Annotated in this window: 18 protein-coding genes and 1 pseudogene; 15 read left to right on the top strand and 4 right to left on the bottom strand. The window is 42.7% G+C overall.

The window, feature by feature from the left end; translation table 11 throughout:
- From GBI16_RS10960 to GBI16_RS10950, 3 genes and pseudogenes are all read left to right on the top strand, one after another.
- A pseudogene (locus tag GBI16_RS10960) lies at positions 1–3,114 on the top strand (multidrug efflux RND transporter permease subunit).
- Positions 3,111–6,218: an efflux RND transporter permease subunit gene (locus tag GBI16_RS10955; protein ID WP_151707077.1), complete on the top strand. Its 3,108-nt coding sequence runs from the start codon at positions 3,111–3,113 to the stop codon at positions 6,216–6,218. The pseudogene GBI16_RS10960 and the gene GBI16_RS10955 overlap by 4 nt, the downstream one beginning before the upstream one ends.
- A gap of 21 nt (positions 6,219–6,239) precedes the next feature.
- Positions 6,240–7,637: an efflux transporter outer membrane subunit gene (locus GBI16_RS10950; RefSeq protein WP_151707076.1), complete on the top strand. Its 1,398-nt coding sequence runs from the start codon at positions 6,240–6,242 to the stop codon at positions 7,635–7,637.
- 146 nt (positions 7,638–7,783) lie between these two features.
- Here the strand turns inward: GBI16_RS10950 and GBI16_RS10945 are convergent, their stop codons facing one another.
- On the bottom strand, positions 7,784–8,299 hold the full coding sequence (locus tag GBI16_RS10945) for a chromate transporter (RefSeq protein ID WP_086209371.1): 516 nt from the start codon (positions 8,297–8,299) through the stop codon (positions 7,784–7,786).
- Entirely contained in the window at positions 8,296–8,871 is a 576-nt protein-coding gene (locus GBI16_RS10940) for a chromate transporter (protein WP_151707075.1), read from the bottom strand. The genes GBI16_RS10945 and GBI16_RS10940 overlap by 4 nt, the downstream gene beginning before the upstream one ends.
- A gap of 108 nt (positions 8,872–8,979) precedes the next feature.
- Between GBI16_RS10940 and GBI16_RS10935 the strand changes: the two genes are divergently transcribed.
- Positions 8,980–9,864: a LysR family transcriptional regulator gene (locus GBI16_RS10935; protein WP_086209596.1), complete on the top strand. Its 885-nt coding sequence runs from the start codon at positions 8,980–8,982 to the stop codon at positions 9,862–9,864.
- A gap of 153 nt (positions 9,865–10,017) precedes the next feature.
- Positions 10,018–11,772, top strand: a complete 1,755-nt coding sequence (locus GBI16_RS10930) for an amidohydrolase (protein WP_151707074.1) — start codon at positions 10,018–10,020, stop codon at positions 11,770–11,772.
- Here GBI16_RS10930 and GBI16_RS10925 read toward each other — a convergent pair.
- Positions 11,763–12,398, bottom strand: coding sequence for a TetR/AcrR family transcriptional regulator (locus tag GBI16_RS10925; protein ID WP_151707073.1), 636 nt, complete (start codon positions 12,396–12,398; stop codon positions 11,763–11,765). The two genes, GBI16_RS10930 and GBI16_RS10925, sit on opposite strands and share 10 nt — an antisense overlap.
- 116 nt (positions 12,399–12,514) lie before the next feature.
- Here GBI16_RS10925 and GBI16_RS10920 point away from each other — a divergent pair, with 116 nt between their 5' ends.
- From GBI16_RS10920 to GBI16_RS10885, 8 genes are all read left to right on the top strand, one after another.
- Positions 12,515–13,531 carry an HlyD family efflux transporter periplasmic adaptor subunit gene (locus tag GBI16_RS10920; RefSeq protein ID WP_151707072.1) on the top strand — a complete coding sequence of 339 codons (1,017 nt, stop codon included), beginning with the start codon at positions 12,515–12,517 and terminating at the stop codon, positions 13,529–13,531.
- A 4-nt stretch (positions 13,532–13,535) separates the two neighbouring features.
- On the top strand, positions 13,536–15,446 hold the full coding sequence (locus GBI16_RS10915; RefSeq protein WP_151707071.1) for an ATP-binding cassette domain-containing protein: 1,911 nt from the start codon (positions 13,536–13,538) through the stop codon (positions 15,444–15,446).
- 25 nt (positions 15,447–15,471) lie between these two features.
- Positions 15,472–16,602, top strand: a complete 1,131-nt coding sequence (locus GBI16_RS10910) for an ABC transporter permease (protein ID WP_086209365.1) — start codon at positions 15,472–15,474, stop codon at positions 16,600–16,602.
- 19 nt (positions 16,603–16,621) lie between these two features.
- On the top strand, positions 16,622–17,737 hold the full coding sequence (locus GBI16_RS10905; RefSeq protein ID WP_086209595.1) for an ABC transporter permease: 1,116 nt from the start codon (positions 16,622–16,624) through the stop codon (positions 17,735–17,737).
- A gap of 131 nt (positions 17,738–17,868) precedes the next feature.
- Entirely contained in the window at positions 17,869–18,555 is a 687-nt protein-coding gene (locus GBI16_RS10900; protein ID WP_228157006.1) for an RluA family pseudouridine synthase, read from the top strand.
- A 137-nt stretch (positions 18,556–18,692) separates the two neighbouring features.
- Positions 18,693–21,530, top strand: a complete 2,838-nt coding sequence (gene rapA, locus GBI16_RS10895) for an RNA polymerase-associated protein RapA (RefSeq protein WP_086209363.1) — start codon at positions 18,693–18,695, stop codon at positions 21,528–21,530.
- 158 nt (positions 21,531–21,688) lie between these two features.
- Positions 21,689–21,955, top strand: coding sequence for a PAAR domain-containing protein (locus GBI16_RS10890; protein WP_086209362.1), 267 nt, complete (start codon positions 21,689–21,691; stop codon positions 21,953–21,955).
- A gap of 144 nt (positions 21,956–22,099) precedes the next feature.
- On the top strand, positions 22,100–22,915 hold the full coding sequence (locus GBI16_RS10885; protein ID WP_086209361.1) for an alpha/beta fold hydrolase: 816 nt from the start codon (positions 22,100–22,102) through the stop codon (positions 22,913–22,915).
- A gap of 31 nt (positions 22,916–22,946) precedes the next feature.
- Here the strand turns inward: GBI16_RS10885 and fabR are convergent, their stop codons facing one another.
- Positions 22,947–23,642, bottom strand: a complete 696-nt coding sequence (gene fabR / locus GBI16_RS10880; RefSeq protein WP_086209360.1) for an HTH-type transcriptional repressor FabR — start codon at positions 23,640–23,642, stop codon at positions 22,947–22,949.
- Between the two features lie 140 nt (positions 23,643–23,782).
- Between fabR and GBI16_RS10875 the strand changes: the two genes are divergently transcribed.
- Both GBI16_RS10875 and GBI16_RS10870 read left to right on the top strand, forming a co-directional pair.
- The gene (locus GBI16_RS10875) at positions 23,783–24,850 is read left to right on the top strand and encodes a ferredoxin reductase (protein WP_086209359.1); all 1,068 of its coding nucleotides are present in this window, start codon (positions 23,783–23,785) and stop codon (positions 24,848–24,850) included.
- 14 nt (positions 24,851–24,864) lie between these two features.
- Positions 24,865–25,959 carry an acyl-CoA desaturase gene (locus GBI16_RS10870; RefSeq protein ID WP_086209358.1) on the top strand — a complete coding sequence of 365 codons (1,095 nt, stop codon included), beginning with the start codon at positions 24,865–24,867 and terminating at the stop codon, positions 25,957–25,959.
- The last annotated feature ends 172 nt before the right edge of the window (positions 25,960–26,131 follow it).

Genomic DNA, 26,131 nt, shown 5'->3' with positions numbered 1-26,131 from the left:
ATGAATATTTCAAAGTTCTTTATTGTCCGTCCAGTCGCAACCACGTTGTTGATGTTGGCATTGCTGTTTAGTGGACTATTGGTTTGGCGACTTTTACCCGTATCAGCCCTACCACAGGTCGACTATCCCATTATTCAGGTCTATACCTTTCAGCCTGGGGCAAACCCTGACACGGTACAACGGACTATCACCGCACCGCTTGAACGGGAAATGGGCAAAATTGCGGGCTTAAAACAAATGTCTTCGCAGAGTTCTGTCGGGGCATCTGTCATTACCTTACAGTTTGAGTTAAGTGCTGAACTGGGTGTAGTAGAGCAAGAAGTACAATCTGCACTCAGCACTGCCAGCAGTAAATTGCCAAGTGATTTGCCAACACCACCTGTATATCGAAAGGTCAATCCGGCCGATGTGCCTGTCATTACCTTAGCAATTAGTTCAGAAACTTTACCCCTCACCACGGTTTATGACATGGTGGATACTCGGGTGGCACAAAAGCTGTCACAACTGACGGGTGTGGGTATGGTGAGCCTTGCTGGTGGGCAACGACCAGCAATACGGGTGCAAATGAATCCTGCTGCACTTGCCGCTTATAAAATAAGTGCCGAAGATGTCCGCACGGCAATTAATGCCGCCAATGCCAGTCAACCCAAAGGCAGTTTTGATGGGCCATATCGCAGTACGATGCTGGATGCCAATGATCAAAGTCGTTCAATTGGAGACTATGAAAGCCTTATTTTACGCTGGAATAACGGTGCCCCAATTCGATTAAAAGATGTGGCACAGGTGATTGAAGGCAGTGAAGACCGCTATATGGCGGCATGGGCAGACAGTCAAGCCGCCATTTTGGTGAATGTACAGCGCCAACCGAATGCCAACGTGATTCAAGTGGCCGATCAGATTAAGCAGTTGTTGCCTGAGCTGCAAAAGAACCTGCCCGAAAACGTCAAAATTCGTGTACTGACCGATCGTACCGAGAGTATTCGTAGTTCAATCCACGATGTACAAAAGGAATTGGTTTTTGCAGTCTGTTTAGTCGTCATGGTGACTTTTCTCTTTTTGAGAAATTTATCTGCCACCATTATTCCGAGTATTGCCGTTCCACTTTCAATCATTGGTACGTTTGTACTGATGTATTTTTTAGGTTTTTCAGTCAACAACCTGACTTTAATGGCGCTGACCATTGCTACAGGCTTTGTAGTGGATGATGCGATTGTGATGTTGGAAAATATTGCACGACATCGTGAAGCGGGTGAAAGCCTGATGCAAGCGGCATTCAAAGGGTCGAAGGAAATTGGTTTTACGCTCATTTCTTTAACCATTTCATTGATTGCAGTTCTCATTCCACTGTTGTTTATGGGCGATGTAGTAGGTCGATTATTCCATGAGTTTGCAGTGACTTTGGCGGCTGCAATTGCGATTTCTCTAGTGGTCTCTTTAACCTTAACGCCAATGATGTGTGCTTATTTGCTCAAAGGCAAAGCTTCACTAAAAGAAGCAGAGCATCAAACTTCAGCGAATAGATGGAGTCTAGATGGCATTATTCAGCAGTATGGAAAAGCTTTGCAATGGGTATTTCGGCATCAAACCCTGACACTGACAGTTATGCTCAGTACAGTGTTATTCGCAGGGTTCTTGTATTGGATGATTCCGAAAGGCTTTTTCCCTGTGCAGGACAGTGGCGTTATCCAAGTAGTGACCGAAGCCCCAGACGATATTTCATTTCAAGCCATGAGTGAGCGCCAGCAAGCACTAGCGGCTAAAATTTTAAAAGATCCCGCTGTTGAAAGCCTGTCTTCATTTATTGGTATTGATGCCAATAACCCGAAACTCAGTAATGGCCGAATTCTTATTAACTTAAAGTCCCATGCAGAACGAGCGGGTGCAGATCAAGTGATGGCACGTCTGCGTGAAGAGTTGGTTCATGTTCAGGGTATTCAAGCTTGGATGCAACCTGTGCAGGAGTTAAGTATTGAAGATAAAATTAGTCGAACTCAATATCAGCTCAGTTTGACAGCAGCAAAAAACACAGATTTAGCGCTATGGACACCTGTCTTGGTAGATGCTTTACGCCAACAACCTGAGTTTGCATAAGTGAGCAGTGAAAATGCTGGGCAAGGTTTACAGGCGTATATTGATGTCAATCGAGATGCAGCAGCGAGATTCGGCTTAACAGTAGAAGACATTAGTTTGGCTTTGCAAAATCTATTTGCACAGCGACAAATTGCAACTTTATATACCCAGTCGAATCAGTACCGCATTGTGCTCGAGCTGGCGCCAGAATTAACTCAAGGTATACAAGCTTTAGAACAAAGCTATATCCATAATGCCAGCGGAGAGCCGATTTTACTCAGTTCTGTGGCCAGTATTGTGCAAAAACGTGTCCCAATTATTTTACAGCAGCAAGCTCAATTTCCTGCCAACGGTATCTCTTTCAACCTTGCAACAGGCGTCGCTTTGGGAGATGCCATCCAAGCCATTCAACGTGTGGAACAGCAGCTCAATTTACCTGCTGAAGTTAAGCTTCAGCTACAAGGGGCGGCTGCTGCATTTGAAAACTCGCAACAGCATACCTTTTGGTTGGTGATTGCAGCGATTGTGACCATGTATATCGTGCTTGGGATGCTGTATGAGAGTTTTATTCATCCCATCACCATTCTTTCAACCTTACCGTCTGCTGCAATTGGTGCTTTACTGGCGCTGTTTATGGTAGGTCGACCACTCGATATGATTGCTTTAATCGGCATTATTTTATTGATCGGTTTGGTGAAGAAAAACGGCATCATGATGGTGGACTTTGCTTTGGCAGCGCAGCGCCAAGAGGGTCTTTCACCTCAGCAAGCGATTTATCAGGCAGCGTTGATGCGATTCCGCCCCATTTTAATGACGACATTGGCGGCATTGGTCGGTGCAATTCCACTCATGTTGGCATCTGGTTCAGGGGCTGAATTACGCCAGCCTCTGGGGATTGTCATGGTTGGTGGTTTGATTTTAAGTCAGGTGCTGACCTTATTTACCACGCCTGTGGTCTATTTGTTTTTTGACCGTTTACAGCATGCTTTTCAAAAACCAAAGCTGCCTTTCGCTGAATTTGATGAAACAAGGAGCGAGTCTTGAAACTGCTCTCTGCTTTGGTTCATCGTCCTGTTGCCAGTGTGTTATTGGGCATTGCAATTGTGTTGCTTGGTGTATTGGCGTATTTCCGCTTACCCGTGGCGTCCTTACCTCAGGCAGATATTCCGACCATTGTGGTGCGGGCCAGTTTACCTGGAGCAAGTCCTGAAAGTATGTCGGCAACCGTTGCAACACCTTTAGAACGGGCCATGATGGGCGTTTCTGGGGTAAAAGCAATTAACTCTTCCAGTAGTCAAAACGCAACGCAAGTCACTTTGCACTTTGACTTAGATACGGACATTAATGAAGCCGCGAGAGAAGTACAGGCTGCGATTAATGCTGCAATGTCGCAACTTCCATCAGGGATGCCTAGCCCACCTGAATATTTCAAGGTTAATCCCAGCCAAAGCCCAATTTTTTATTTGGCATTCAGTTCAGAGCATTTATCTGCGGGTAAATTATATGAAATTGCCAGCAATCAACTCCAGCCCAATCTTGCGCAGATAAGTGGAGTTGGTGAGGTTGAAATTGATGGCGCGTCTATGCCTGCGGTGCGGATCACCTTAAATCCGAATGCACTCATTGCACAGGGTGTTTCATTGGAACAAGTCCGTACCGCAATTGAAAAAAGTAATACGGTACAAGCTTTAGGTGTGGTTGAAAGCGATCAACTTCGTTGGCAAGTTGCACTGTCGAATGATTTAAAACAAGCGCAAGATTTTGCCAACTTGGTGATTCATCGTAATGCTCAAGCAATTGTGCGTTTAAAAGATGTGGCTGAGGTGCAAGATTCTGTTGAAAACCGCTATGTCAGTGGTTTTCATAATGGTAAACCCGCGGTGATTATCAAAATCAGCCGTCAACCCAATGCCAATACTGTTGCGACCATTGATCAAATCAAAGAAAAACTGCCTGAACTAAAATCACTCATACCCGCAGACGCACAATTGACTACGGTGATGGATGGTTCTGAAATCATTCGCGCAGGCTTAGCGGAAGCCCGAGATACGCTGTTGTTTTCCATGCTGTTGGTGATTATTGTCGTTGCTTTAATGTTAGGGCGTGTACAAAGCGCCCTTGTACCAAGTATTGCCATGCTGGTGACTTTGGTCGGGGCGTGTAGTTTGGTGTATTTGGCAGGTTTTTCGCTCAATAACCTCTCCATTATGGCGGTGATTGTCGCTATTGGATTGGTGGTGGATGATGCGATTGTAGTGCTGGAAAATATTGAGCGTCATATTGAGCAGGGAGACTCTCCTGTACAGGCCGCCATTAAAGGGATTCAGGAGGTGGGGCTGACTTTAGTGGCCATGAATTTGGCATTGGTGGTGATTTTCATTTCAGTGCTGTTTATGGGCGGTGTGATTGAGCGGCTGTTCCGTGAGTTTTCACTGACCTTAGTTTTTATTGTAGTGTTATCCGTTTTTGTGTCCTTGGTACTAACACCAAGCTTATCTGCACGTTGTTTAAAACCGTTAGAGAGCGACCAACATCAGCCTTTATATCAATTTAGCCATCGTTGCATGCAGCAGTTCAATCATGCTTATTTAATATCTTTAAAATGGATGCTAGCACATGGCTATGTCGTGATTTTATTTTGGCTAGGTGCGATTGGGGCCTCATTCTATGTCTATCAGCACCTCCCTAAACGAGTATTGCCTGAGCAAGATACAGGACGAGTTGAGGCTTTTATTCGTGGTGATGACGGGTTTTCTTTTCAAATTATGCAACCCAAAATTGCAGCCTTTAGCCAAAGCTTGCTGAGTGATCCTGCTGTAAAAGATGTGGTTGGAACTTCAGGGGGAGCAGGCGGAACCACCAATTCCTTTTTCATGGTGAGTTTAAAACCCAAATCGGAACGTGAGGGGCAAAGCTCACATGCCATTGTCGAGCGTATGAAAAAAAATGCGCCGTGGCAGGCTGGAGCAATTTTCTCAGCACGTGTGGAACAGGAATTAGAACTGGATGATCCTTTTTCAAGTGGCAGTGGTCAAGATTATATGCTGTTACTACAGTCAGATGAGGTTGCACAGCTACGCAAATGGGTGCCGAAAGTTGCACAGGCCATGCAAAAACTGCCTGAACTTGAGGAGGTGGAAACCATGGGGGATGAAGGTGCACAGCATGTCACCCTAGATGTAGACCGTGAAGCAGCACGTCGTTTGGGCGTTGATATTGAAAGCATTTCGAGTGTATTGAATAACTCATTTTCACAGCGCCAGATTTCAACCATTTATGATCAGACCCAACAGTTTCATGTGGTCATGGAAGTAGATAAACACTTCACGGAACATCCTGAATCCTTAGCCAATGTACAGGTTCCCAATAAAGATGGACAGGCTGTGCCACTGCGTAACTTTGCGACATGGTCTTATGGAATTACCAATGATCGGGTGTATCGACGTAATCAATACGCCGCGATGGGTATTGGTTATGTGGTGAAACAGGGCTATAGCTATGAACAGGCTGATGCCGCGATCCGATCTGTCCTCACTGAAGTGATGTTGCCAAACAACGTTTTTATGACCACAGATAAAGATGTCGAGGCAGAAAGTTTACAAGCGGGATTAAGCACCCCCTTACTGATTCTTGCGGTGATTGTGCTGATTTATATCGTGCTTGGGGTGACCTATGAAAGTGTGGTGCATCCATTAACGATTTTATCGACTATACCTGCTGTGGCTTTGGGTGCACTGTTGACCTTATGGATATTTAACTTTGAGTTTACCCTGATTGCATTATTGGGCATGTTTTTACTTATTGGTATCGTGGTGAAAAATGCCATTTTATTGATTGATTTTACTTTATATGAACGGCGTGCAGGAAAGTCAGCATATCAAGCTGTGTTGTCTGCTGCGGCTCTACGTTTTCGTCCGATTTTAATGACCAATACTGCAGCATTATTAGGTGCGATTCCGCTGGCTTGTAGTTGGGGTGAAGGGGCAGAGTTACGTCAACCTTTGGGTGTGGTCATTGTGGGTGGTTTGGCGCTTGGACAGCTTTTAACTTTGTATACAACGCCTGTTTTGTATTTGCTCTTTGAAAAATGGGCTGAATCTTGTTCAAGATTTAAACGTAAATTTGTGCTGCAAAGCTTAGGCAAATAGATAAAGAAATAGGAAAATAGAATGTCAGGTTTGGTTTATAAAAATGTCTTCAGCCTAAGTTGTGTATTGTTGTTGACTGCATGTAGTTCTACGGCGGTCGTACGTCCTCCTGAATATAAAACACCGATGATTCAAGCGGCTGATCAATACAAATATGCGGTGCTTAATTGGACAGAAACCGCAAAGTTAAAAGGTAAGACAGCTGCATGGTGGGACATTTATCAAGACCCTATTTTAAGTCAACTGTTGCAACAGTTAAATGCAGAAAACTTAAATCTAAAACAGGCCGAAGCACGCTATAGACAAGCCAATGCTTTACTTGAGCAGCAAAAAGCCAGTCGTTCTGTCAATCTAAGCTTAGAAGGCGCTGCCAACCGTAATGGTGCAAAGCATGTTTCTCCAAATAGCCAGTTTAGTACAGGGGTTCAGGCCAGTTGGATTCCCGATGTGTGGGGACGTGTAGCAAAAGCGATAGAGGAACAACAGGCAAATTTAGAAGCGGTGCAGGCTGACTTAGCCGCAGTCAAGTTAAATCAGCAGTTATTGGCGACTGAGGCTTATTGGAACATTCGTGTTTTGGATGCGCAGCTTGATGTATTACAGCAGACCCAAAAAAGTTACCTACGTTCGGTGCAAATTTTAAAAAACCAATATACAGCAGGGATGATTGCGCGGGCAGATGTAATACAGGCAGAAACGCAGTTGAAACAAGTGCAAATACAGCAAATCGAAACGCAGCGGGAACGCAATTTACAGGAAAATGTGCTGTCAGTCTTACAGGGTAAAAGTGTGGCTCAGTTTCAATTGGCAAAACGTCAGCAACGTTTGAGTATTCCTGCTGTACCTGCGCAGCTACCCAGTCGTTTACTCATGCAACGTCCCGACGTGATTCGTGCAGAGCGGGAGCTTGCGAGCACACATGCGCAGTTGGGTTTAGCGCAAACGGCTTGGTTACCAGATCTTAGTATTAGTCTTAATGCGAGTTTAAATAGTCAAGTGTTGGGCCAATTGTTCCAAGCCCCTGCATACTTATGGTCTACGGGATTAGAAGCGGCTTCGGTTATTTTTGATGGTGGAAAACGTCAAGCTGAAATTGCTCAAGCGCAGGCAAGCTATGACGAAAAATTAGCAGCCTATAAGCAAGCTGTACTTACGGGCTGGAAGGAAGTCGATGATGCCTTAATGCAGACTTCAAGTTTGAAGCAACAACAATTGGAACAAGCTCAGTTGCTACAACTGAGCAAAGAAAATGAACAAGTGGTGATGCGACGTTATAACGCAGGTTTAGTCAGTTATTTGGAAGTGGTCACGGCGCAGAATTTAAGGCTACAAGCTGAACAGAGCACATTAGAGTTGCAACAAATCCAATTAAAAAATACAGCGCAATTAATCACTGCATTGGGTGGAAATATTTCCTAACCCTTGATTTTTTCACATGTTTATTGACTCAAATGGCAAAGCCTTGCATCTTGGTTTTCAGATGCAAGGCTTAAACTATTTATTTGAAAGTAACGGTGAAACAGAAAGTATGTGTTATTGGATACTGATTATAATGAACAGACTGTTTATAAAAACAGTGCGCCTGATACTGCCCCAAAGAGCATGACCCACAGTGGATGAAGTTTTTTAACTAAGCTTAAACCAGTAGCGACGATAACGATTGCGATGAGTAACCAGTTCTGAGCAGATGCAGCGGCAATAATATAGGCACTAACCAAAACCAAGCCGACGGTAATGGGTTTCAATGCCTTTTCAAACATGCTACGTAGTGGGTGATCCTTAAACTGATTCCAAAATTTGAGTGCAAATACAGTCAGTACAGAAGAGGGACCAAACTTCGCCAGTGAAGTCACGAACAGTCCAGCAGGCCCAGCCACATGCCAGCCGACCAAAGGTACAATCATCATATTGGGGCCAGGAGCCGCTTGAGCCATGGCAAACATGGTGCTGAACTCTGTAGCAGTAAGCCAACGATGCACTTCAACCACTTGATGCTGCATCTCAGGCAAAATGGCATTGCCTCCACCAAAGGCCAATATAGAAAGCTGGGTAAAAACGATGGCTAAGGTGAGTAAAATCATGCGTTTTTTCCTCTTTTTTTCAAGCTTAAGACCGCGACATTGATGCCTACTAAAATCAGTAAAGTCAGTGCCAGTGGAATTTTAATGATCAACATAAAGACGATGGTTAGCGCGATAGTAAAGATTGTGAGGTAACTTTTCAGAATCGGTTTCAACATTTTTAAACCCATGGCAAACAATAAACCGGCTGCTGCTGCTGCCAGTCCCTGAATCATGTGCTGAATCAATGGGATACTTTGAAATTGTGCATAAAGTTCATACAGCAAAATCACAATCACCGTCGGTGCAAAAATTAATCCGAGAACGGCACTAATCGCACCTTTAACACCCTGAAACTCATAGCCAATCGCAACAGCCATATTGATGATGTTTCCACCAGGGAGGATTTGACAGACACCCAATAAGTGTGTGAACTCTTCCGTGTTGAGCCATTTTTGGTCTTCTACAACCATTTGGTGTGCAAGTGGCAATACACCACCAAAGCCCATGAGTCCCAGCTTCATAAAGCCTGCAAATAGTTCCCGAGAAGTCGGGTGGGTTATTTGTTCAGCAGGGAGCACTTCAGTGTTCATGTCTTTCACCTTTTGTTGAATGAGCTCAGTATGAACCTGTAGAGATATATTGAAAAATGCTATTTTTGACGTTATATATACTGAAAAAGTATGTTTGATGGGGCAGACATGATTGATATCCATAAACTCAGAGCATTTGTTGCAGTGGTAGAAGAAAGTAATATTTCGCATGCCGCTGTTCGTTTGAATATGCAACAACCACCGTTGACACGGATTATCAAAAGCTTGGAAGAAGAACTGAATGCGCAGCTATTAAAGCGTTTGCCGCGTGGTGTTGAGGTCACAGAAGCAGGTAAGGTTTTGTACAAAGAAGCCCTTGCGATATTGGCGCATGCACAGTTAATTCCCAAACGTGTGCAGGATATTTCTTTGGGGGTCGAAGGTCAGATTAATATTGGCTTTACCAACTCGGTTGGTTTGCATCCATTTTTACCAGCGTTGCTGCGTAACTTTCGGGAAACTTTTCCACGTGTTTCAATTCATTTGGAAGAAGATGGCAGTAGCTCGCTGATTGATTCCATTAGCAATGAAAAAAATGACATTGTGTTCTTACGCAAACCTGCACCTATTGGCCTCGGTTTAACCAGTTTGCATGTACTGGATGAGCCGCTCATTGTGGCTCTACCCAACAATCATCCTTTGGCTGAGCAAGCCGAACCGATTCATTTGCTGGATCTTGAACCGCATGATTTTGTGCTATACCGACGTTTAGCTGGGCAAGATCTATTCGATAATATTTTGGCCAGTTGTTATCAAGCAGGTTTTAGTCCAAAAATCGTACAAGAAGCACCACGTTTAACTTCAAGTTTAAATTTGATTGCTGCCGGAATTGGCTTATCCATCGTGCCTGAAGCCATCCGTGACTTTTGGAATAAGCAGATTGTTTATAAAGCGCTCAAGGCCAATAATCCGTGTATTGCACCGATTTATGCGGTGTATAAAGAAAATATAGATCACATCCGTTTGCAGCACATTTTAAAATTATTACAATAATCTGTTGTATATCTAGCACTTTATTCTGCCTGACAAGCGCTGACCTAAAGTGCTAAGGTAGAGTAATGATGTGATGTATCCAAGTTTTATAGATATAAGGAATGCTCGTACAGAGTAAAAATATAATATTTAGTGATATGAGGTGTTTAGCCCATGTTTTTTAATAAAGTTTCTTTTGCACTCATAACTGTGCTTTCTTCCTCTGTGTTGTTGACAAGCGGTTGTACATCCAGTCCGTCTAGCACGGTTTCAAATACACAACAACAAATGAAAAATGCCTTGTTGGTCTATGGTGGCCCCATTTTAACCATGCAAGGCATGCAGCCCAGCTATGTCGATGCCATGTTAATTCAAGATGGAAAGATCCGTTATACAGGCGCATTGTCCACGGCTGAAAAGCTTGTGCCACATGCGAAACGTCTGAATTTGAATCACAAGACAGTCATACCAGGCATTATTGATGCACATAGTCATTTAAACTCTGTAGGTATGCAGCAAACCGTGGCTAATTTATATCCGCCACCAGATGGTAAGGTGGTCAGTATTGCCACATTGGTTCAAGAAATGAAGTCGTGGGCAAAGCAGAATCCACAGTTTATAAAAGCCACTTCTGGTTGGATGATTGGCAATGGTTATGATGACGCCCAGCTACAAGAGAAAGCCCATCCAACAGCCTCGGACTTAGATCAGATTTCAACGACTCAACCCGTGCTGATTTTGCACCAATCAGGACATTTGGCTTCTGCAAATCACAAGGCACTCGAATTGTTAGGCATTAATGAAAAAAGTAGCAATCCTAGTGGTGGGGTGATTCGACGCGTGGTCGGGACAAATATTCCAAATGGTGTACTGGAAGAAAGTGTCGTGATTGAGGCAATGATGCAAGCTTTTAAAACCGTACCGCCTGAAATCATGCAACAGATGGCGTTGACTGCAGTACAGACCTATATGGCAAATGGCTATACCACGGTACAAGAGGGACGAGCTGATCGTGGCACTTCAGAGCTTTGGCGTAGTTTGGCCAATCAAAACAAATTAGCGATTGATGTTGTCTCTTATCCCGATATTAGTTCTGAACAGGCATATATGCTTGAAAAAGGGGTAAGTAAAAATTATGTGAATCACTTTAGAATTGGTGGCGTGAAAATTAGCTTAGATGGTTCACCCCAAGGTAAAACAGCATGGTTAACCGAACCTTATGTGGTTCCACCCGAAGGGAAAGATAAAAACTATCGTGGTTATCCTGCATTTCCAGAACAAAAAACAGTTCAGCAAATGATTGATTTGGCTTTCGAGAAACAATGGCCTATTTTGGCACATGCCAATGGTGATTCCGCGATTGATCAATACCTCAATGTGATTGCTAATGCGCAAAAGAAATATGATGCTTCAAAGCGACGTGATGTGATTATTCATGCGCAAACCATGCGTGAAGATCAACTGGATCGGGCGAAACAGCTTCACCTAATTCCCTCATTTTTTTCTTTGCATACCTACTACTGGGGGGATTGGCATGTGGCACAAACATTAGGTGAAAAGCGTGCTGAACATATTTCACCGACAGGTTCAGCTTTAAGAAAAGGCATGATTTTCACCGAGCATCATGATGCTCCTGTCATCCCACCGAAAAGCATGATGGTACTGGATGCAACGGTTAATCGCACTACACGAACAGGCAAAGTTTTGGGTCAGGCGCAGAAAGTCAGCCCGTATATCGGACTTAAAACGATGACAGACTGGGCTGCATATCAGTATTTTGAAGAAGATATTAAAGGCACATTAAGTACAGGGAAATACGGTGACTTTGTTATTTTAAGCGCCAATCCAATCACTATTGAACCGTCTAAAATCAAAGACATCAAAGTCCTTGCAACTTATAAGCAAGGACAGTTGGTTTATCAAAGATAAAGTTGTTTAGCGGCGGCTAAACCTGCGACTGAAAAGGTCATGAGATGTTTGACCAAAAGCACAGGTTCAACTTTCGAAACATTTTTAAGTGGCCCAGGTAAGTTTGAATCAGCGATAATCAGCATCATGCACGGTGCAACTGTGCTCAAAACGCAGGCTAATAATGCAGGGTGGTTTTCATCAATACCTGAGACTTGGCTAATGATCTTTTTGATTAATAGAAATTTTCTTGCGCCCTCAGTTTGCATAAAATCGTATAAATGTGTGGTGGGCGAAAAAAGTTCACGAATAAATACTTTGCTGTGCCACACATCCGTTTCAACCAATTTGCTGATCAGGGTTTCAAAAAAAACTTCTAGTTTTTCAGTTGGGGTGCGGGAGCTGTTTAATAAAGCCAACAGCTTTTCTTCATCAATATAATGCGTATGTGCTTCGGCTAATACGGCACGATATAGACCATCACGACCGTCGAAGTGATAGTTAATGGCAGCCAAATCGACTTCGGCAAGCTTCGCAATCGCTTTGCTGGTGGTTTTTGCAAAACCATTCTGAGCAATTAAACGACCTGCTGCATCCAAAATTTTCGACTTGGTTAAGTCACCATCGCTACGTCCAGCTCTAGACATTGTTTACTCTGCGTAAAAAATTATGAGAGGAGTATATCTTTTTTTACTTAATTATTGTAGTTTAAATTTAATTTAAATTTAAACTTGTATTAAAAATAAGCAAAGGTCTGGTGTGCATGAAAAAGAGTCACGTCGCGGTGCTGATTGGATTGGTCTTGCTTGGATCGGCAGTCGCATATTGGTGGTTGAATCGAGATAAGGACGATGCGCAGCACATCGTGTTGTATGGCAATGTTGATATTCGACAAGTCTCTCTTGCTTTTGAAACCGCAGGGCGTATTAAAAATATGACTGTTCAGGAAGGTGATCGTGTCAAAAAAGGCCAAGTGCTAGCGCATTTAAATACAGAATCTTTAAGTATCCAAGCCCAACAAGCGGATGCGCAATTGCAGGTTCAACAGCAAACTTTAAATGAGCAAGCCGCGGGCAATCGACCTGAAGAGATTGCCCAAGCAAAGGCACAAGTTGGATCAGCTAAAGCACAACTCGAAAATGCCGATAAACAATACCAACGTCTAGCGGTGTTAAACAATAGTTCGTTAGGCCAAGCGGTGAGTAAGCAAGAAGTTGATGCAGCTAAAAGCACTATGAAAACAGCCGAAGCAGCTTTGCGTGAAAGTGAAGCCAATTTGCAGTTGCTGTTAAAAGGGGTACGCAAAGAAGATCGCGAAGCGGCAAAAGCACAATATGACTCGACTAAAGCGAGTTTGGATTTGATCAAATATCAAATTGCACAAAGTGAATTACGCTCACCTGTGGATGGTGTTGTACGGGCACGCTTACAAGAGGTGGGCGATATGACGACATCTAGCAAATCGGTTTATACCATTGCTTTAACTGATCCAAAATGGGTACGCGTCTATGCCAGTGAGACAGAGCTTGGACAAATCAAAATGGGGTCAACGGCCACCATTCTGCGTGATTCACAACCAGATCAGCCGATCATTGGAAAAATTGGTTATATCTCCTCTGTTGCTGAATTTACCCCGAAAACCGTTCAGACCGAAGACATTCGTACCACGTTGGTCTATGAAGTTCGTATTTATGTCAATGATCCGAATGATCAGTTGAAAATGGGACAACCTGTGACGGTCAATATTGATAAATCTTCCAAAGCAAAAACAAGCGAGTAAGTCGATGTCTTCAGATTGCGTGATGATCGCTCAGGATTTAAAGCAAGTTTTCAAAGCTGAGCAAAAAGGCGCTGAAGATGTGTACGCGCTGCAAGGACTGAATATGCAAATCAAGGCAGGACAATTGGCTGCTTTGGTTGGGCCTGATGGCGCGGGGAAAACCACATTGCTGAGATTGATTGCAGGTTTGTATGAGCCTACTGCTGGAAGCTTGGAAGTTCTTGGGATTGATGTGGCCAAAGACCCTCAGTCTGTACAAGATCGTATCAGCTATATGCCTCAGAAATTTGGTTTATATGAAGATTTAAGCATTCAAGAAAATTTAGATTTATATGCCGACCTACATGGTGTACCTGCGGATGTACGTAAAGAACGCTTTGATCGCTTGCTTAAAATTACCGATTTAGCACGATTTTCAGAGCGACCTGCGGGGAAGTTATCTGGAGGGATGAAGCAAAAGTTGGGCTTGGCTTGTACTTTAGTTCGTTCACCAGAGTTATTACTGCTCGATGAACCCAGTGTTGGGGTTGACCCGCTATCACGCCGTGATTTGTGGATCATCATTGAACAGTTAGTGAAAGATGAGAACTTGAGTGTCATCATCAGCACAGCGTATATGGATGAAGCGGAACGTTGTCATGATGTGTATGTCATGTTGGAGGGGCAAGTCCTCAAACAGGGTTCACCTGAAGCACTGACAGACTATGCCAAAGGTCAAACATGGCAAGTGAAACCGAGTCAAGGGATGAAGGCGAGGGTGTTACAAGCACATCTATTGGATAATCACAAATACATTGCAGATGCAGTGCCTAAAGGCGATGTGGTACGTTTTATTACCCGAACTAAACATCCGATTCTTCCGCCTGATCAACTGCCACAAGGTGTTGTTGCAGAAGCGAGAGCAGCAGAACTTGAAGATGCATTTATGTTGCTTTTGCATGAAGCAAAGCATGTAGAAAAAAACGCCGTAGACTCAGGTGTGGCTGAGAATAACGATCTGGCGATAACAGGATTAAACACAGATCAAAGCTATGCCCAAAGCAATGAGCAGAGCATTAATGCGAATATCGTTCAGACCAAGCCGATCAATGCTGAAAAAGTCCCGAATACGAAAGTGCGTTTAGACAGCAACGCAGATTTAGATAGTAACGCAGAAGCACCTGTCATTGTGGTTCAGGATCTTGTGCGTACATTTGGTGATTTTACCGCCGTGGCCAGTACCTCGTTTGATGTATCACGCGGGGAAATTTTCGGATTGCTCGGGCCAAATGGTGCAGGCAAAACCACGACGTTTCGTATGCTGTGTGGTCTGCTTCCTGCCAGTAGTGGTGTACTCGAAGTAGCAGGGATGAATCTGCGTACAGCACGTGCACAAGCGAGAGCCAAAATTGGTTATGTATCTCAGAAATTCGCCCTATATGGCAACTTAAGTGTTTTGGATAACTTAAAGTTTTTTGGCGGTGCGTATGGATTATCAGGCAAACATCTAAAGCAACAAATTGATCAGGCATTACATCAGTTTGAACTCAAGCCACATGCTAAAAGTGGTGATTTACCAAATGGCTTTAAACAGCGTTTGTCGATGGCAGCAGCACTGTTACATCAGCCTGAAATTGTGTTTTTAGATGAACCGACTAGTGGTATCGACCCATTGGCGCGACGTGCGTTCTGGTACACCATTGGTGAGCTCGCCAATCAAGGCATTACTATTATTATCACCACACATTTTATGGAAGAAGCAGAATATTGCGATCGTATCGCGATTCAGGATGCAGGGAAAATGTTGGCACTTGGTACACCCAAAGACATTCGAAGTATGGTGCATGGCGAAGGTGTCAATGATATGAACAGTGCTTTTATTGCCATTGTGGAGCAATCTCGTGCGAGTCAGCAAGTAAAAGAGGCGAGCGTATGAGACGAGATCAAATGAGGAGAGCTGTATGAGTCATCGCTCAGCATTTTGGACAAGGCTCATTGCACTGACACGCAAGGAGACGAAGCAGTTATTGCGTGATAAAAGTAGCATGGCGATCGGTTTTATTTTACCCATTATTTTGATATTGCTTTTTGGATACGGCCTGTCTTTTGACTTGACCAATGGTCGTGTCGGTGTGGTCGATCAAAATCCGACACCACAAAGCAGCCAAGTCCTCAGTGGTTTAAACGGCTCGAAATATATCACGGTGATCCATTATCCAAGTTTTGCACAAGCGCAAGCGGCAATGGGGAATGATGATATTGATGCCATTCTCAATGTGCCCAGTGATTTTGCAGCGCAATATGCCAATGGTTCGGCTACGGTGCAGATTATCAATAATGGTCGTTCCACCAGTATAGCGTCTTCACTACAGGGCTATATAGCCAGTGCCTTAAATACGGTGAGTTCAATACAAGCTGACCGTACCAACAGCAGTTCAACTACAGGTGTAATCAGTGTAGATCAGCGTATGTGGTTCAATGAGTCGGGCAATAGTACCTGGTTTTTAGTGCCTGGTTTGATTGTGTTGATTTTGACTTTGGTCGGTGCATTTTTAACGGGGTTACTGATTGCACGTGAGCGAGAACGTGGCACTTTAGAAGCAATGTTTGTAACGCCCATTCGCCCTTTGGAAATTGTTTTATCCAAGTTAGCCCCTTATATCGTGATTGGTATGGTCGATATTGTGGTCTGTCTGTTGGCGGCACATTACTTATTTGAAGTTCCTATTCGCGCATCACTTTTATCGGTGATCAGTGCATCATTTTTATATTTAATGGTGTCTTTATTACTAGGGTTAATGATTTCAGGGGTATCTCAAAGTCAGTTCCAAGCCAGTCAAATGGCACTTTTAGCGAGTTTCATGCCTGCCATGATGCTGTCAGGTTTTGTGTTTGATACACGAAATCTGCCTTTAGTGGTGCAGATTATTAGCAATGTATTGCCTGCAACACATTATATGACATTGGTCAAAACCTTATTTTTAGGTGGAGATGACTGGTCTTTATGGCTCAAAGAATGTGGCATTTTGTTGATTTATATTGTCGTGCTCACTGTGATTACAGCGCGTACATTGAAAAAGCGTCTGAGGTAAGAACATCATGCAACAATTCATGGCGACATTTCAGCGCTGGTTTTATTATCTTGTGGTGCTAACCAAAAAAGAATTTTTGACTATTTTGGTTGATCCTGCCAATCGGATAACATTGATTATTCCTATATTTCTGCAAGCTCTGCTCTTTGGTTATGCTGCCAGTTATGATGTCAATCATGTAGATTATGCTGTGCTGGACCAAAGTCATAGTCAGGCTTCGCAGCAAATACTATCGCATTTGGATGGTTCGGGTGTATTTAAACGCACAGCAGATTTGCAGAATACCGCCCAGATTCAACAGGTCATTAATGACCGTTCAGCACTTGCAGTGATTACGATTCCCGCAGATTTTGAGGATAAGCTCAATAATAATGAATCTTCGTCAATTCAAGTGGTCTTGGATGGTAGGAACTCGTCTACGGCAGGCATGGCGGGCTCTTATATCAGCAGTATAGTGACTCAGGTCAATCAAGAGCGGTTGGGTTCAACGTCTGCAGTTACCGTTCAGTCACGCACATGGTATAACCCAAATTTAGAGTCCAGATGGGGCATGATGCCATCTTTGATTGCAACATTAAGTATGATGCAGACGCTTTTACTTTCCGCTTTATCTGTGGCGCGGGAGCGGGAGCAGGGAACGTTCGATCAGCTCTTGGTGACGCCTTACACACCGACGCAGATTATGATTGGTAAGGCAATTCCACCCATACTGATTGGTGTGATTCAATCTTCGATTATTTTAGCGATCATCCTGTTTTGGTTTCAGATCCCGATGAATGGCTCATTGTTGCTGATTTATTTTGGATTGTTTGCTTTTAATATTGCAGTCGTTGGTGTTGGGTTGTCTATTTCGGCGATTGCGCTGAATATGCAACAAGCCATGCTGTATACTTTTTTTCTGATTATGCCTTTGACGCTTTTATCAGGTCTATTAACGCCAGTTCAAAATATGCCAAATGTGTTGAATTGGCTGACTTATGCCAATCCGCTTCGTTTCGGTATTGACTTGGTACAACGGGTATATTTAGAAGGTGCAGGCTTTAGTCAGGTGAAATGGGACTTTTTGCCGATGCTGATTTTGGCGGTGATCACCTTGCCTTTGGCTGCATGGTTATTTAAAAATCGTTTGTCATAGCGGAAATATGGGTGATACATATTTTATGTGATACGAGGAAGTTCATGTGTTTGTCGTTAAATAACGCATTCAATGTTGCCTAAGCATCAAAAAAAACGATTTTTGCATTGTATTTCTAGCTTAAGCTTTTTATTATTGCCCGCTTGTTTTCGCGATCAGCTTGGAATGGAACCTTGAGTAATTTTCTAACCGAACACCTGATTCATCGAGATGAAGACTTCATGGTCATCCATAAGCCTGCAGGTATACTCACCGTTCCGGGGAAGACAGAAGACTTACAAGATTGCATGATCAATCGTTTAGTCAGACTTGAACCAAAAACCCTACTGATCCACCGTCTTGACCGTGATACTTCTGGTATCTTGGTTTTTGCTCTCAGTCGTTGGGGACAAAAATCCATTTCTCGTCAGTTTCAAGAACGTCAAACCGATAAAACCTATCAAGCGATTGTGGCTGGTTATTTAGAGGGGCAGGGTATTGTTGATGTACCTGTTATTTATGATCCTGCACGTCCACCGTTACATATTGCAGAGCCCAGCCATAACAAGCCTGCTGTGACGGAGTGGAAGGCCTTAGAGCATTTTGAAATACAGGGCCAGTCCGTGACCCGTGTAGCACTCACCCCAATTACAGGACGCTCACATCAACTTCGTGTACACATGCAGTTTTTAGGTCATCCTATCGTTGGAGATACGCTTTATGCTTCTCCTGAGCAGCAAGTAATCATGCCAAGATTGTGTTTACATGCAGAGCGTCTGAGCTTTCACCATCCTCAAACGGATGAACGTGTCGAATTTATTTGTCCAGTACCGTTTTAAGTCATTGGAATCATCAAATTTGCTCACTTTTTTAGTGAGCTTTATGTCAAAATATATTGCTTAAAGGTGTATAATTTTGCTCAAATATCAAACAGTGTTTGAGCATTAAATTTGCAGTCCTATACTTGTAGATAAAGGTGGAAAAATTGCAGCAGTTTGCTATTGGTCAACGTTGGTTATCAGATACTGAAACGGAACTAGGTCTAGGAGTTCTTATTGATGTAGATGAGCGATCTGTCAGCATCTTATTCCCTAAAAGTGATGAAACGCGTGTTTATGCACGAAATAATGCACCTTTATCCCGTATCATCTTCAACGTGAACGATGAGCTGCAAGATCAAGAAGGGACGAAGTGGATCGTTGAGTCTCAAGAAGACCGTCACGGCGTTGTGCGTTATAACGTTGTACGTCGTTTAGAAGATGGCACAGAAGAGCGTAAATCGCTGAATGAAACTCGCATTGGCGCTCAAATTCAGTTGTCTAAACCGCTTGATCGCTTATTGGCAAGTCAAATTGACTATAAAGAATGGTACGACTTACGTATTGAAGCGATGTTGATGCAAGCCAATATGAAGTCGAGTCCTTTACGTGGCATGGTTGGTTCACGTGTCGGCCTGATTCCACACCAGTTATATATTGCACACGAAGTGGGTCAGCGTTTTGCTCCCCGTGTTCTTTTAGCCGATGAAGTCGGCTTAGGGAAAACCATTGAAGCTGGGTTGATCATCCATCAACAGCTTAAAACGGGCCGTTCAGAACGCATCCTAATTTTGGTACCCGATTCACTGCAATATCAGTGGATGATTGAAATGCGCCGCCGTTTCAATTTGAACTTCTCGTTATTTGATTTAACCCGTACGGCTTCAATCAAAGAGCATGACCCTGATCTCAATCCATTTTTAACAGAACAATGCATCATTGCCTCAATTGATTTAATGATTGACCATGATGACTTACGTGAACAAGCCCTAGAAGCTGGTTTTGATCTGTTGGTGGTCGATGAGGCACATCACTTGATGTGGAATGAGGAAGACGGTGGCAATGACCGTTATGACTTGATCGAAGAGTTAGCAGAAAAAACACCGGGTGTTTTGCTGTTAACTGCAACCCCAGAACAGCTAGGTGTAGAAAGCCATTTTGCGCGTTTACGTTTACTTGACCCACAGCGTTTTAGCTCTTTAGATCGGTTCTTGGATGAAGAAACCCAGTATCAGCAAACTGCAAAAATTGCTGAAGTGCTCATGTCAGATATGCCACTTGAAGAAGGGCATTTGACAGCGCTTGAAGGTTTGTTGGGGCACCGCATTGAAGATGCACCTGAACAACGCTTCCGTGCCATTCATGAGCTTTTAGACCGTCATGGTACAGGGCGTATTTTGTTCCGCAACACCCGTGAAGCTATTCAAGGCTTCCCAGGTCGTGACTGTCAGCCTGCACCTTTGCCTGCCCCAGAAAACTGGTCTAAAGACGGTAAATTACGTGAACAAATGTGGCCAGAAGAAGCACAACTTGACGGTGCTTGGATGGAAGCTGACCCACGTGTCATGTGGCTCATGGAAAAACTACGTACAGACTTAAAACACAAAAAAGTGTTGCTGATTGCACGTAGTGGTCCAGTGGTTGAAGCACTTGAAAATGTACTCCGCTTACATGCAGGTATTCGTACCGCGATGTTCCATGAAGGCATGAGTTTACTTGAGCGTGACCAAGCCTCGGCTTACTTTGCCGAAGAGTCTTATGGTGCACAAATTTTACTGTGCTCTGAAATTGGTTCTGAAGGTCGTAACTTCCAGTTTGCATCAGATCTGATTTTATTTGATTTGCCTGCAAACCCAGATGTACTTGAACAACGTATTGGTCGTTTGGATCGTATTGGTCAAGAAAACCGGATTCAAATTCATGTGCCATATCTAATTGGCACAGCGCAAGAACGCATGTTCCGTTGGTATAACGAAGCATTAAATATTTTCAGTAATATCTCTCCAACTGCGCAAACTTTACAAGAAAACTTTATTGTTGAATTGAAAGATTGCTTGCTGGCAGATAAAGGTCAGCAGTTTGATGACTTACTCGAAGCGGTCAGCGTACAACGCGAAGCATTAGAGGCTGAGTTACAATCAGGTCGTGACCGTTTGCTTGAATACAACTCATGCCGTCCAATTGTGGCGCAAGAAATCGTGCAAGCGCTTGAAGAATATGATGACAATACCACTTTGCCAATGTTTATGAAGCGCTTTATGGCGTCGACAAATATTGATTTTGACGAGCAAAGCAATGGTACTGTGATCATTAAACCAACCGATCAAATGCAAGTTCAAGGTTTAACCTTGGACGAAGAAGGTATGACAGCGACTTTCTATCGTGATCAGGCTCAGGTACGTGAAGATGCTCAGTATTTAACCCTTGAGCATCCATTTACTGAAAGTGTGATGGAAATGATCAACACTCAAGGTTTTGGTAGTACTAACGTTGCAGTGTTGAAGTCAGCTGCTTTACCGCAAGGTTCGGTGCTGTTAGAAGTTTGGTTTAAGGTCGATGTGGTGGCACCGAAAGCATTGAATTTACCTTCAAGCTTACCGCAACAATTGGTTCGTGTCTTGCTGAGTGAAAAAGGTCAAGACCTGTCGCAGAAAATTGCGCCTGAAATTTTAAAACCGTATTTGCATCATTTGGATGGCAATAGCTGTCGTCAAGTCGTGAAAGCACGCCGTGAGGTGATTGAACAGCGTTATGTGCAAGCATTAGAGCTTGCACGTTCGGCTTTACCGAATTTTGTGCAACAAGCGAAAGAAGTCTACGGTAGTAAGTGGCAATACGAAATTGACCGTCTGACTTATTTAAAGCAGTTTAATCCGAGTATTCGTGAAGATGAAATTTTGCGTCTACAAAAATTGCAAAAAGAAGGTCTTGGTTTACTCGATGGTCTATCGGTCACACCAGAAGCCATTCAAGTGATGGTTGTGGTTAAACCATAATCGCAATTGCTGTATGAAAAGCACCTTCGGGTGCTTTTTTAATGAACTTCAAAAAGGGATGTCTACGTTGTATTTGAAAAGTAATCTATTGAAATTTTAAGCGCTTGCTTATGCTAGAATTTTCAACATTAAAACTCTAACTTATCGAATAATAAATTATGCCTAAAGCTTTAATCACAATGGGTTCAAAAACAACACATGGTGGTGTAGTCATTGAGTGCGAAAACAGTTTCGTAATTAATGGTATCGCTGTGCACTTAAATGGAATGAAACACTTTTGTCCGAAGTGCCGAATGGTGGTTTCTGCGATTGCAACAGACCAGAGCACAACAGTCTTGGGGCGTGCTGTGGTGATTGCAGGAGACAAAACTAACTGTGGCGCTACTTTTCTAGGTAATCAGAATTTAACAGTTTCAGCCAAGTGATGTCATTTAGAATGCTTCTATTGCTAGTCATGAAACTGGCATAAATGCTCAAATGTTGGGACGTATGTTTCATGTCTTGCCATTCCGTTCATTTTCAAAAATGACTATGGTAAACACGGTATGAAAAAATAGATTTAAAGAGATATGAGCAAACCTGCCTTACACTTTACCCATGCAAATGGTATTCCATCTGCTAGTTATCAAAAGTTATTCCGTTTTTTAAGCAACGATTTTAATGTTAAAGCCATTCCGATGATTGGTCTAGATCCGCACTATCCTGTGGAATATCGTTGGGAAGCGTTGGTGGATCAAGTCATTTTAGATATAGAACAGCAGTTCCCCCAGCAACAAGTGATTGGTTTAGGGCATTCTTTTGGTTCCTTACTCACTTTGATGGCGGCCTATAAAAAACCACAGCTGTTTTCGCAAGTGATTATCATGGACCCACCATTTGTGATTGGGCCTAAAGCATTTTTATTTGAAGTTTTGCAAAAACTGGGTTCAAAGTCGGTTGATAAATTGACCCCAGCGGCAGTCACCGTTAAGCGTCGAGATCATTGGGAAAGCCTTGAACAAGCCAGTCAAACACTAAGACCTAATCGTATTTTTAAGGACTTTGATGAACAGTGTTTTGCTGATTTTATTGAGTGCGGTTTGAAAGTTGATCCAATACGAAGTGGCGTGACACTTGCTGTTCCTAAACAGACTGAAGCCAAAATTTTTAGAACAGTCCCTGCATGGTGGTGGCGTACCCCACGCAAAGCACCTAACATGCCAATACATCTTATTACTGCAAAAAATAGTCATTTTTATAAGCAGGGTTTGCCACAAGGGATGAAAAAAACCTATGGCATCAACTATAGTGTGCTAGAAGGTAGCCACATGTTTCCACTTGAGAAACCTGAACAGACTGCAGATTTTGTACAGCAATTGATTGAAAAACAAGGCCAAGTTAACTAAACCCTGAGTAAAGAATGTTCGCGTTAAGCCATCAACGAATCATGGCTTCGTCAAGATGACGTGAACCTTCTAAAATCATGCGGATCATGATCATGGTTTGTTCAGCCATTTGCTTGCGCTCTACACTTGGCATATCAATCACTTTGGCGCCCATATTGAATACCAATTGGGTGATTGCCATTGCGACTAATTCAGGGTGGAAGAGTTTACTGTTGTTTAAGCGTTCTAAACGAATTAAGTCGTCTTTAAGTTCTTGCTGGAAATAGTTTAACTGTCGCTCTACTGCACTTTTGTACGAAGTGGAACCTGTATAACCTTCACGTAATAACAGACTCAAATTGCCATCGTCAGCATCTAGCTGTTCAATAAATACTTCAACAGAACTACGAATAATACTTTCTTGGCGAATCGCCTTAATGCGTGCTTCATGCAAAATCTGACGTAGTACAACACCTGCACGCTCAATTAACTCAATTGCAAGTTCGTCCGTGTCCTTAAAGTGACGATAGAAACTGTTCGGTGCAATGCCTGCTTCACGTGCAACTTCACGCAAACTTAGAGATGCAATACTTTTTTCAGGACCAATTAAATTTAAAGCAGCTTGGAATAGTTCGTCTTTTGTGATTGTTGCTTTTCGACCGACACTACGTGCAAGCACTGGTGCATGGGGTTTTGAAGCTTCATGCTCGGTGTTGGTTGTATGAGTTTGAATGGTGGTCGGTGTCATATTTATCAAGCAATTAAATCAAGACTTTTATTATAGCCCCACTGGTCGGCATTGTGAAACGAAACGAAACAATTGGAATATATATACAAATATATATACATGTGTATAATAATTCAAAATCTATGGCGTGGTCGTTTACTATGCATATCCTTGAAAGAACAAAATCTCCTTTAACTGAATTCGCTGAGAGTGTTGTAGATAGACATACAGCAAACTTTTGGCTCCAGAAAATTAACCCACTATGGTCAATCCACCAAGCATTAGGCAAAGTGGTGAAAAAAGAAGAAGCAGCACATGACATGGTGAGTTTGACGATCCAAATTAACCGTCATTTTCAAATGGGCCAAGCGGGACAGCATCATCCCGTTTATGTTGATGTACAGGGCATTCGTTACGAACGAACTTACAGTTTGACTCAACTAGATGCTCAGCATGTGTTGCTTAGCGTGAAAAAAGTGGATCAAGGTAAAGTGAGTCATTGGCTGTGTGAACAGACTCAAATTGGCGATATTTTAGAGTTTGGCCAGCCTTATGGTGACATGAAGTTGACTGTAAATGATCCTGAATTGATCCTGTTGGCTGCTGGTAGTGGTATTACACCCATGTTGAGCTTACTTAAACGTTTGGATCATACTACTCAACTTAAAACACAGCCTGTACATTTGATGTATTGGGTGAAACAGCATGAAGATGCAGCATTCAAGACTTATTTTGAACAATTGGCTACACAATATCCAAGTTTTCAGTTCAGTATTTTCTACACCCAAGAACCAGATGCAGATCAGCGCTTAAATGCGGATCACTTAACTGGATTGACTCAGATTGATCAGGCCACGGTTTATGCATGTGGTCCTTCTGGTTTTGTTGCTACGGTTGATGCACTTTTCGGTGAAGCGAAAATCCTAAAAACCGAAGCATTTAGCATGAGCCAGTTTACAAATGATGAAGTCGGTTTTGTCAATATCACATTAACCAAGTCGAAGAAGATTTTAAGTATTCCAAAAGGACAATCTATTCTTGCCAGTTTAGAACAGCAAAATGTCAAACCGCAACATGGTTGCCGTATGGGAATTTGTAATAAATGTGCATGTAATAAAGTAGAAGGTTCAACTCAAAGTTTGGTTAATGGTACGCAAAACTCTGAGCCTGGAAATTTTCTTAAAATCTGTGTGAATACAGCACAAACTGATCTTATTGTTGATTTATAAGGGGAATAAATACAATGAATATGCCAGTAAAAGTTGAATACTTTAAAAATCCAAAGAATCGTGAGTTGACTTCATTTGAGTTGGACGAGCTTGCACGTGAGCTTGATGCCATTAAACAAGAAGTGCTCGATGATATTGGTGAAAAAGATGCGCAATATATTCGTCGTGTGTATGCAGCAGTGCGTTACTCATCAATTGCAGGCCGCGCCTGTTTATTTGCTGGGTGGTTTCCGCCAGCATGGGTTCTAGGTACGGGGCTACTTGGTTTTTCCAAAATTATGGAAAACATGGAGTTGGGCCATAACGTAATGCATGGTCAATATGACTGGATGAATGACCCTAAATTTAATGGTCCAAACTATGAATGGGATATCGTAGGCACATCAGATAATTGGCGTCAAACCCATAATTATAAGCATCATACCTATACCAATATTAAAGGAATGGATGATGATATTGGTTATGGACTGCTTCGCTTATTCCCCGAACAGCGTTGGAAACCTGGCTTTTTATTACAACCCCTTTACAGCATTCCATTTTGCTTATTGTTCCAATGGGGAGTTGCGATTCAAAATTTGGAGTTGGGTAAATATTTCAAAGGTCGTAAGAGTAAAGCGCAAACTTTAGCTGAATGGAAACCGATGCAACGTAAGATTGGTAAGCAACTGTTTAAAGACTATGTATTTTTCCCACTGATTGCAGGTCCTGCTGCACTGCCTGTATTTGCGGGGAATATGGTAGCAAATGGCATCCGTAATATTTGGACTTTTAGTGTCATTTTCTGTGGGCACTTTACTAAGGATGTCGAAGTTTTCCCGAAAAAAGTACTGGAAAATGAAAGTCGTGGTCACTGGTATATGCGTCAAATTCGTGGATCATCAAATTTAACTGGATCAGAAGCGTTCCATATTTTGACTGGACATTTAAGTCACCAAATTGAACACCATTTGTATCCTGATGTTCCTGCACGTCGCTACCGTAAAATGGCACCAAAAGTACAAGCAGTATGTGAAAAATATGGTTTAAATTACAATAATGCCAGCTTGGTAAAACAATATGGCAGTGTGATAAAACGTATTGTTAAATACGCATTTCCTTTTAAAAAGTAAGTTTAAAAGCCACTTCATATGAAGTGGCTTTTTTATGCTATTTACTAAATTGACGTAAGGTTTTTACTAAATGATCGTAATCACCTTGTTTTGCGATGTGGAGTACATGCTCAATTTCATGTTTTAACCATTTTTGTTTAGATGCATTAAAAGCAAACTGCGCCAATAGCAC

The sequence above is a fragment of the Acinetobacter sp. TUM15064 genome (assembly GCF_008980265.1).
Classification (GTDB): domain Bacteria; phylum Pseudomonadota; class Gammaproteobacteria; order Pseudomonadales; family Moraxellaceae; genus Acinetobacter.
The sequence above is the reverse complement of the archived record's forward strand: the minus strand, read 5'-3'. Positions and strand labels throughout refer to the sequence as shown.

Bases quoted from the DNA above. Each gene is read 5' to 3' on its own strand.
- GBI16_RS10890 (WP_086209362.1), top strand. From the start codon at position 21,689: ATGCCTAAAGCTTTAATCACAATGGGTTCAAAAACAACACATGGTGGT.
- GBI16_RS10910 (WP_086209365.1), top strand. From the start codon at position 15,472: ATGAGTCATCGCTCAGCATTTTGGACAAGGCTCATTGCACTGACACGC.
- GBI16_RS10905 (WP_086209595.1), top strand. From the start codon at position 16,622: ATGGCGACATTTCAGCGCTGGTTTTATTATCTTGTGGTGCTAACCAAA.
- GBI16_RS10930 (WP_151707074.1), top strand. From the start codon at position 10,018: ATGTTTTTTAATAAAGTTTCTTTTGCACTCATAACTGTGCTTTCTTCC.
- fabR (WP_086209360.1), bottom strand. From the start codon at position 23,642: ATGACACCGACCACCATTCAAACTCATACAACCAACACCGAGCATGAA.
- GBI16_RS10885 (WP_086209361.1), top strand. From the start codon at position 22,100: ATGAGCAAACCTGCCTTACACTTTACCCATGCAAATGGTATTCCATCT.
- GBI16_RS10950 (WP_151707076.1), top strand. From the start codon at position 6,240: ATGTCAGGTTTGGTTTATAAAAATGTCTTCAGCCTAAGTTGTGTATTG.
- GBI16_RS10925 (WP_151707073.1), bottom strand. From the start codon at position 12,398: ATGTCTAGAGCTGGACGTAGCGATGGTGACTTAACCAAGTCGAAAATT.
- GBI16_RS10870 (WP_086209358.1), top strand. From the start codon at position 24,865: ATGAATATGCCAGTAAAAGTTGAATACTTTAAAAATCCAAAGAATCGT.
- GBI16_RS10875 (WP_086209359.1), top strand. From the start codon at position 23,783: ATGCATATCCTTGAAAGAACAAAATCTCCTTTAACTGAATTCGCTGAG.
- GBI16_RS10915 (WP_151707071.1), top strand. From the start codon at position 13,536: ATGTCTTCAGATTGCGTGATGATCGCTCAGGATTTAAAGCAAGTTTTC.
- GBI16_RS10940 (WP_151707075.1), bottom strand. From the start codon at position 8,871: ATGAACACTGAAGTGCTCCCTGCTGAACAAATAACCCACCCGACTTCT.
- GBI16_RS10935 (WP_086209596.1), top strand. From the start codon at position 8,980: ATGATTGATATCCATAAACTCAGAGCATTTGTTGCAGTGGTAGAAGAA.
- GBI16_RS10945 (WP_086209371.1), bottom strand. From the start codon at position 8,299: ATGATTTTACTCACCTTAGCCATCGTTTTTACCCAGCTTTCTATATTG.
- GBI16_RS10920 (WP_151707072.1), top strand. From the start codon at position 12,515: ATGAAAAAGAGTCACGTCGCGGTGCTGATTGGATTGGTCTTGCTTGGA.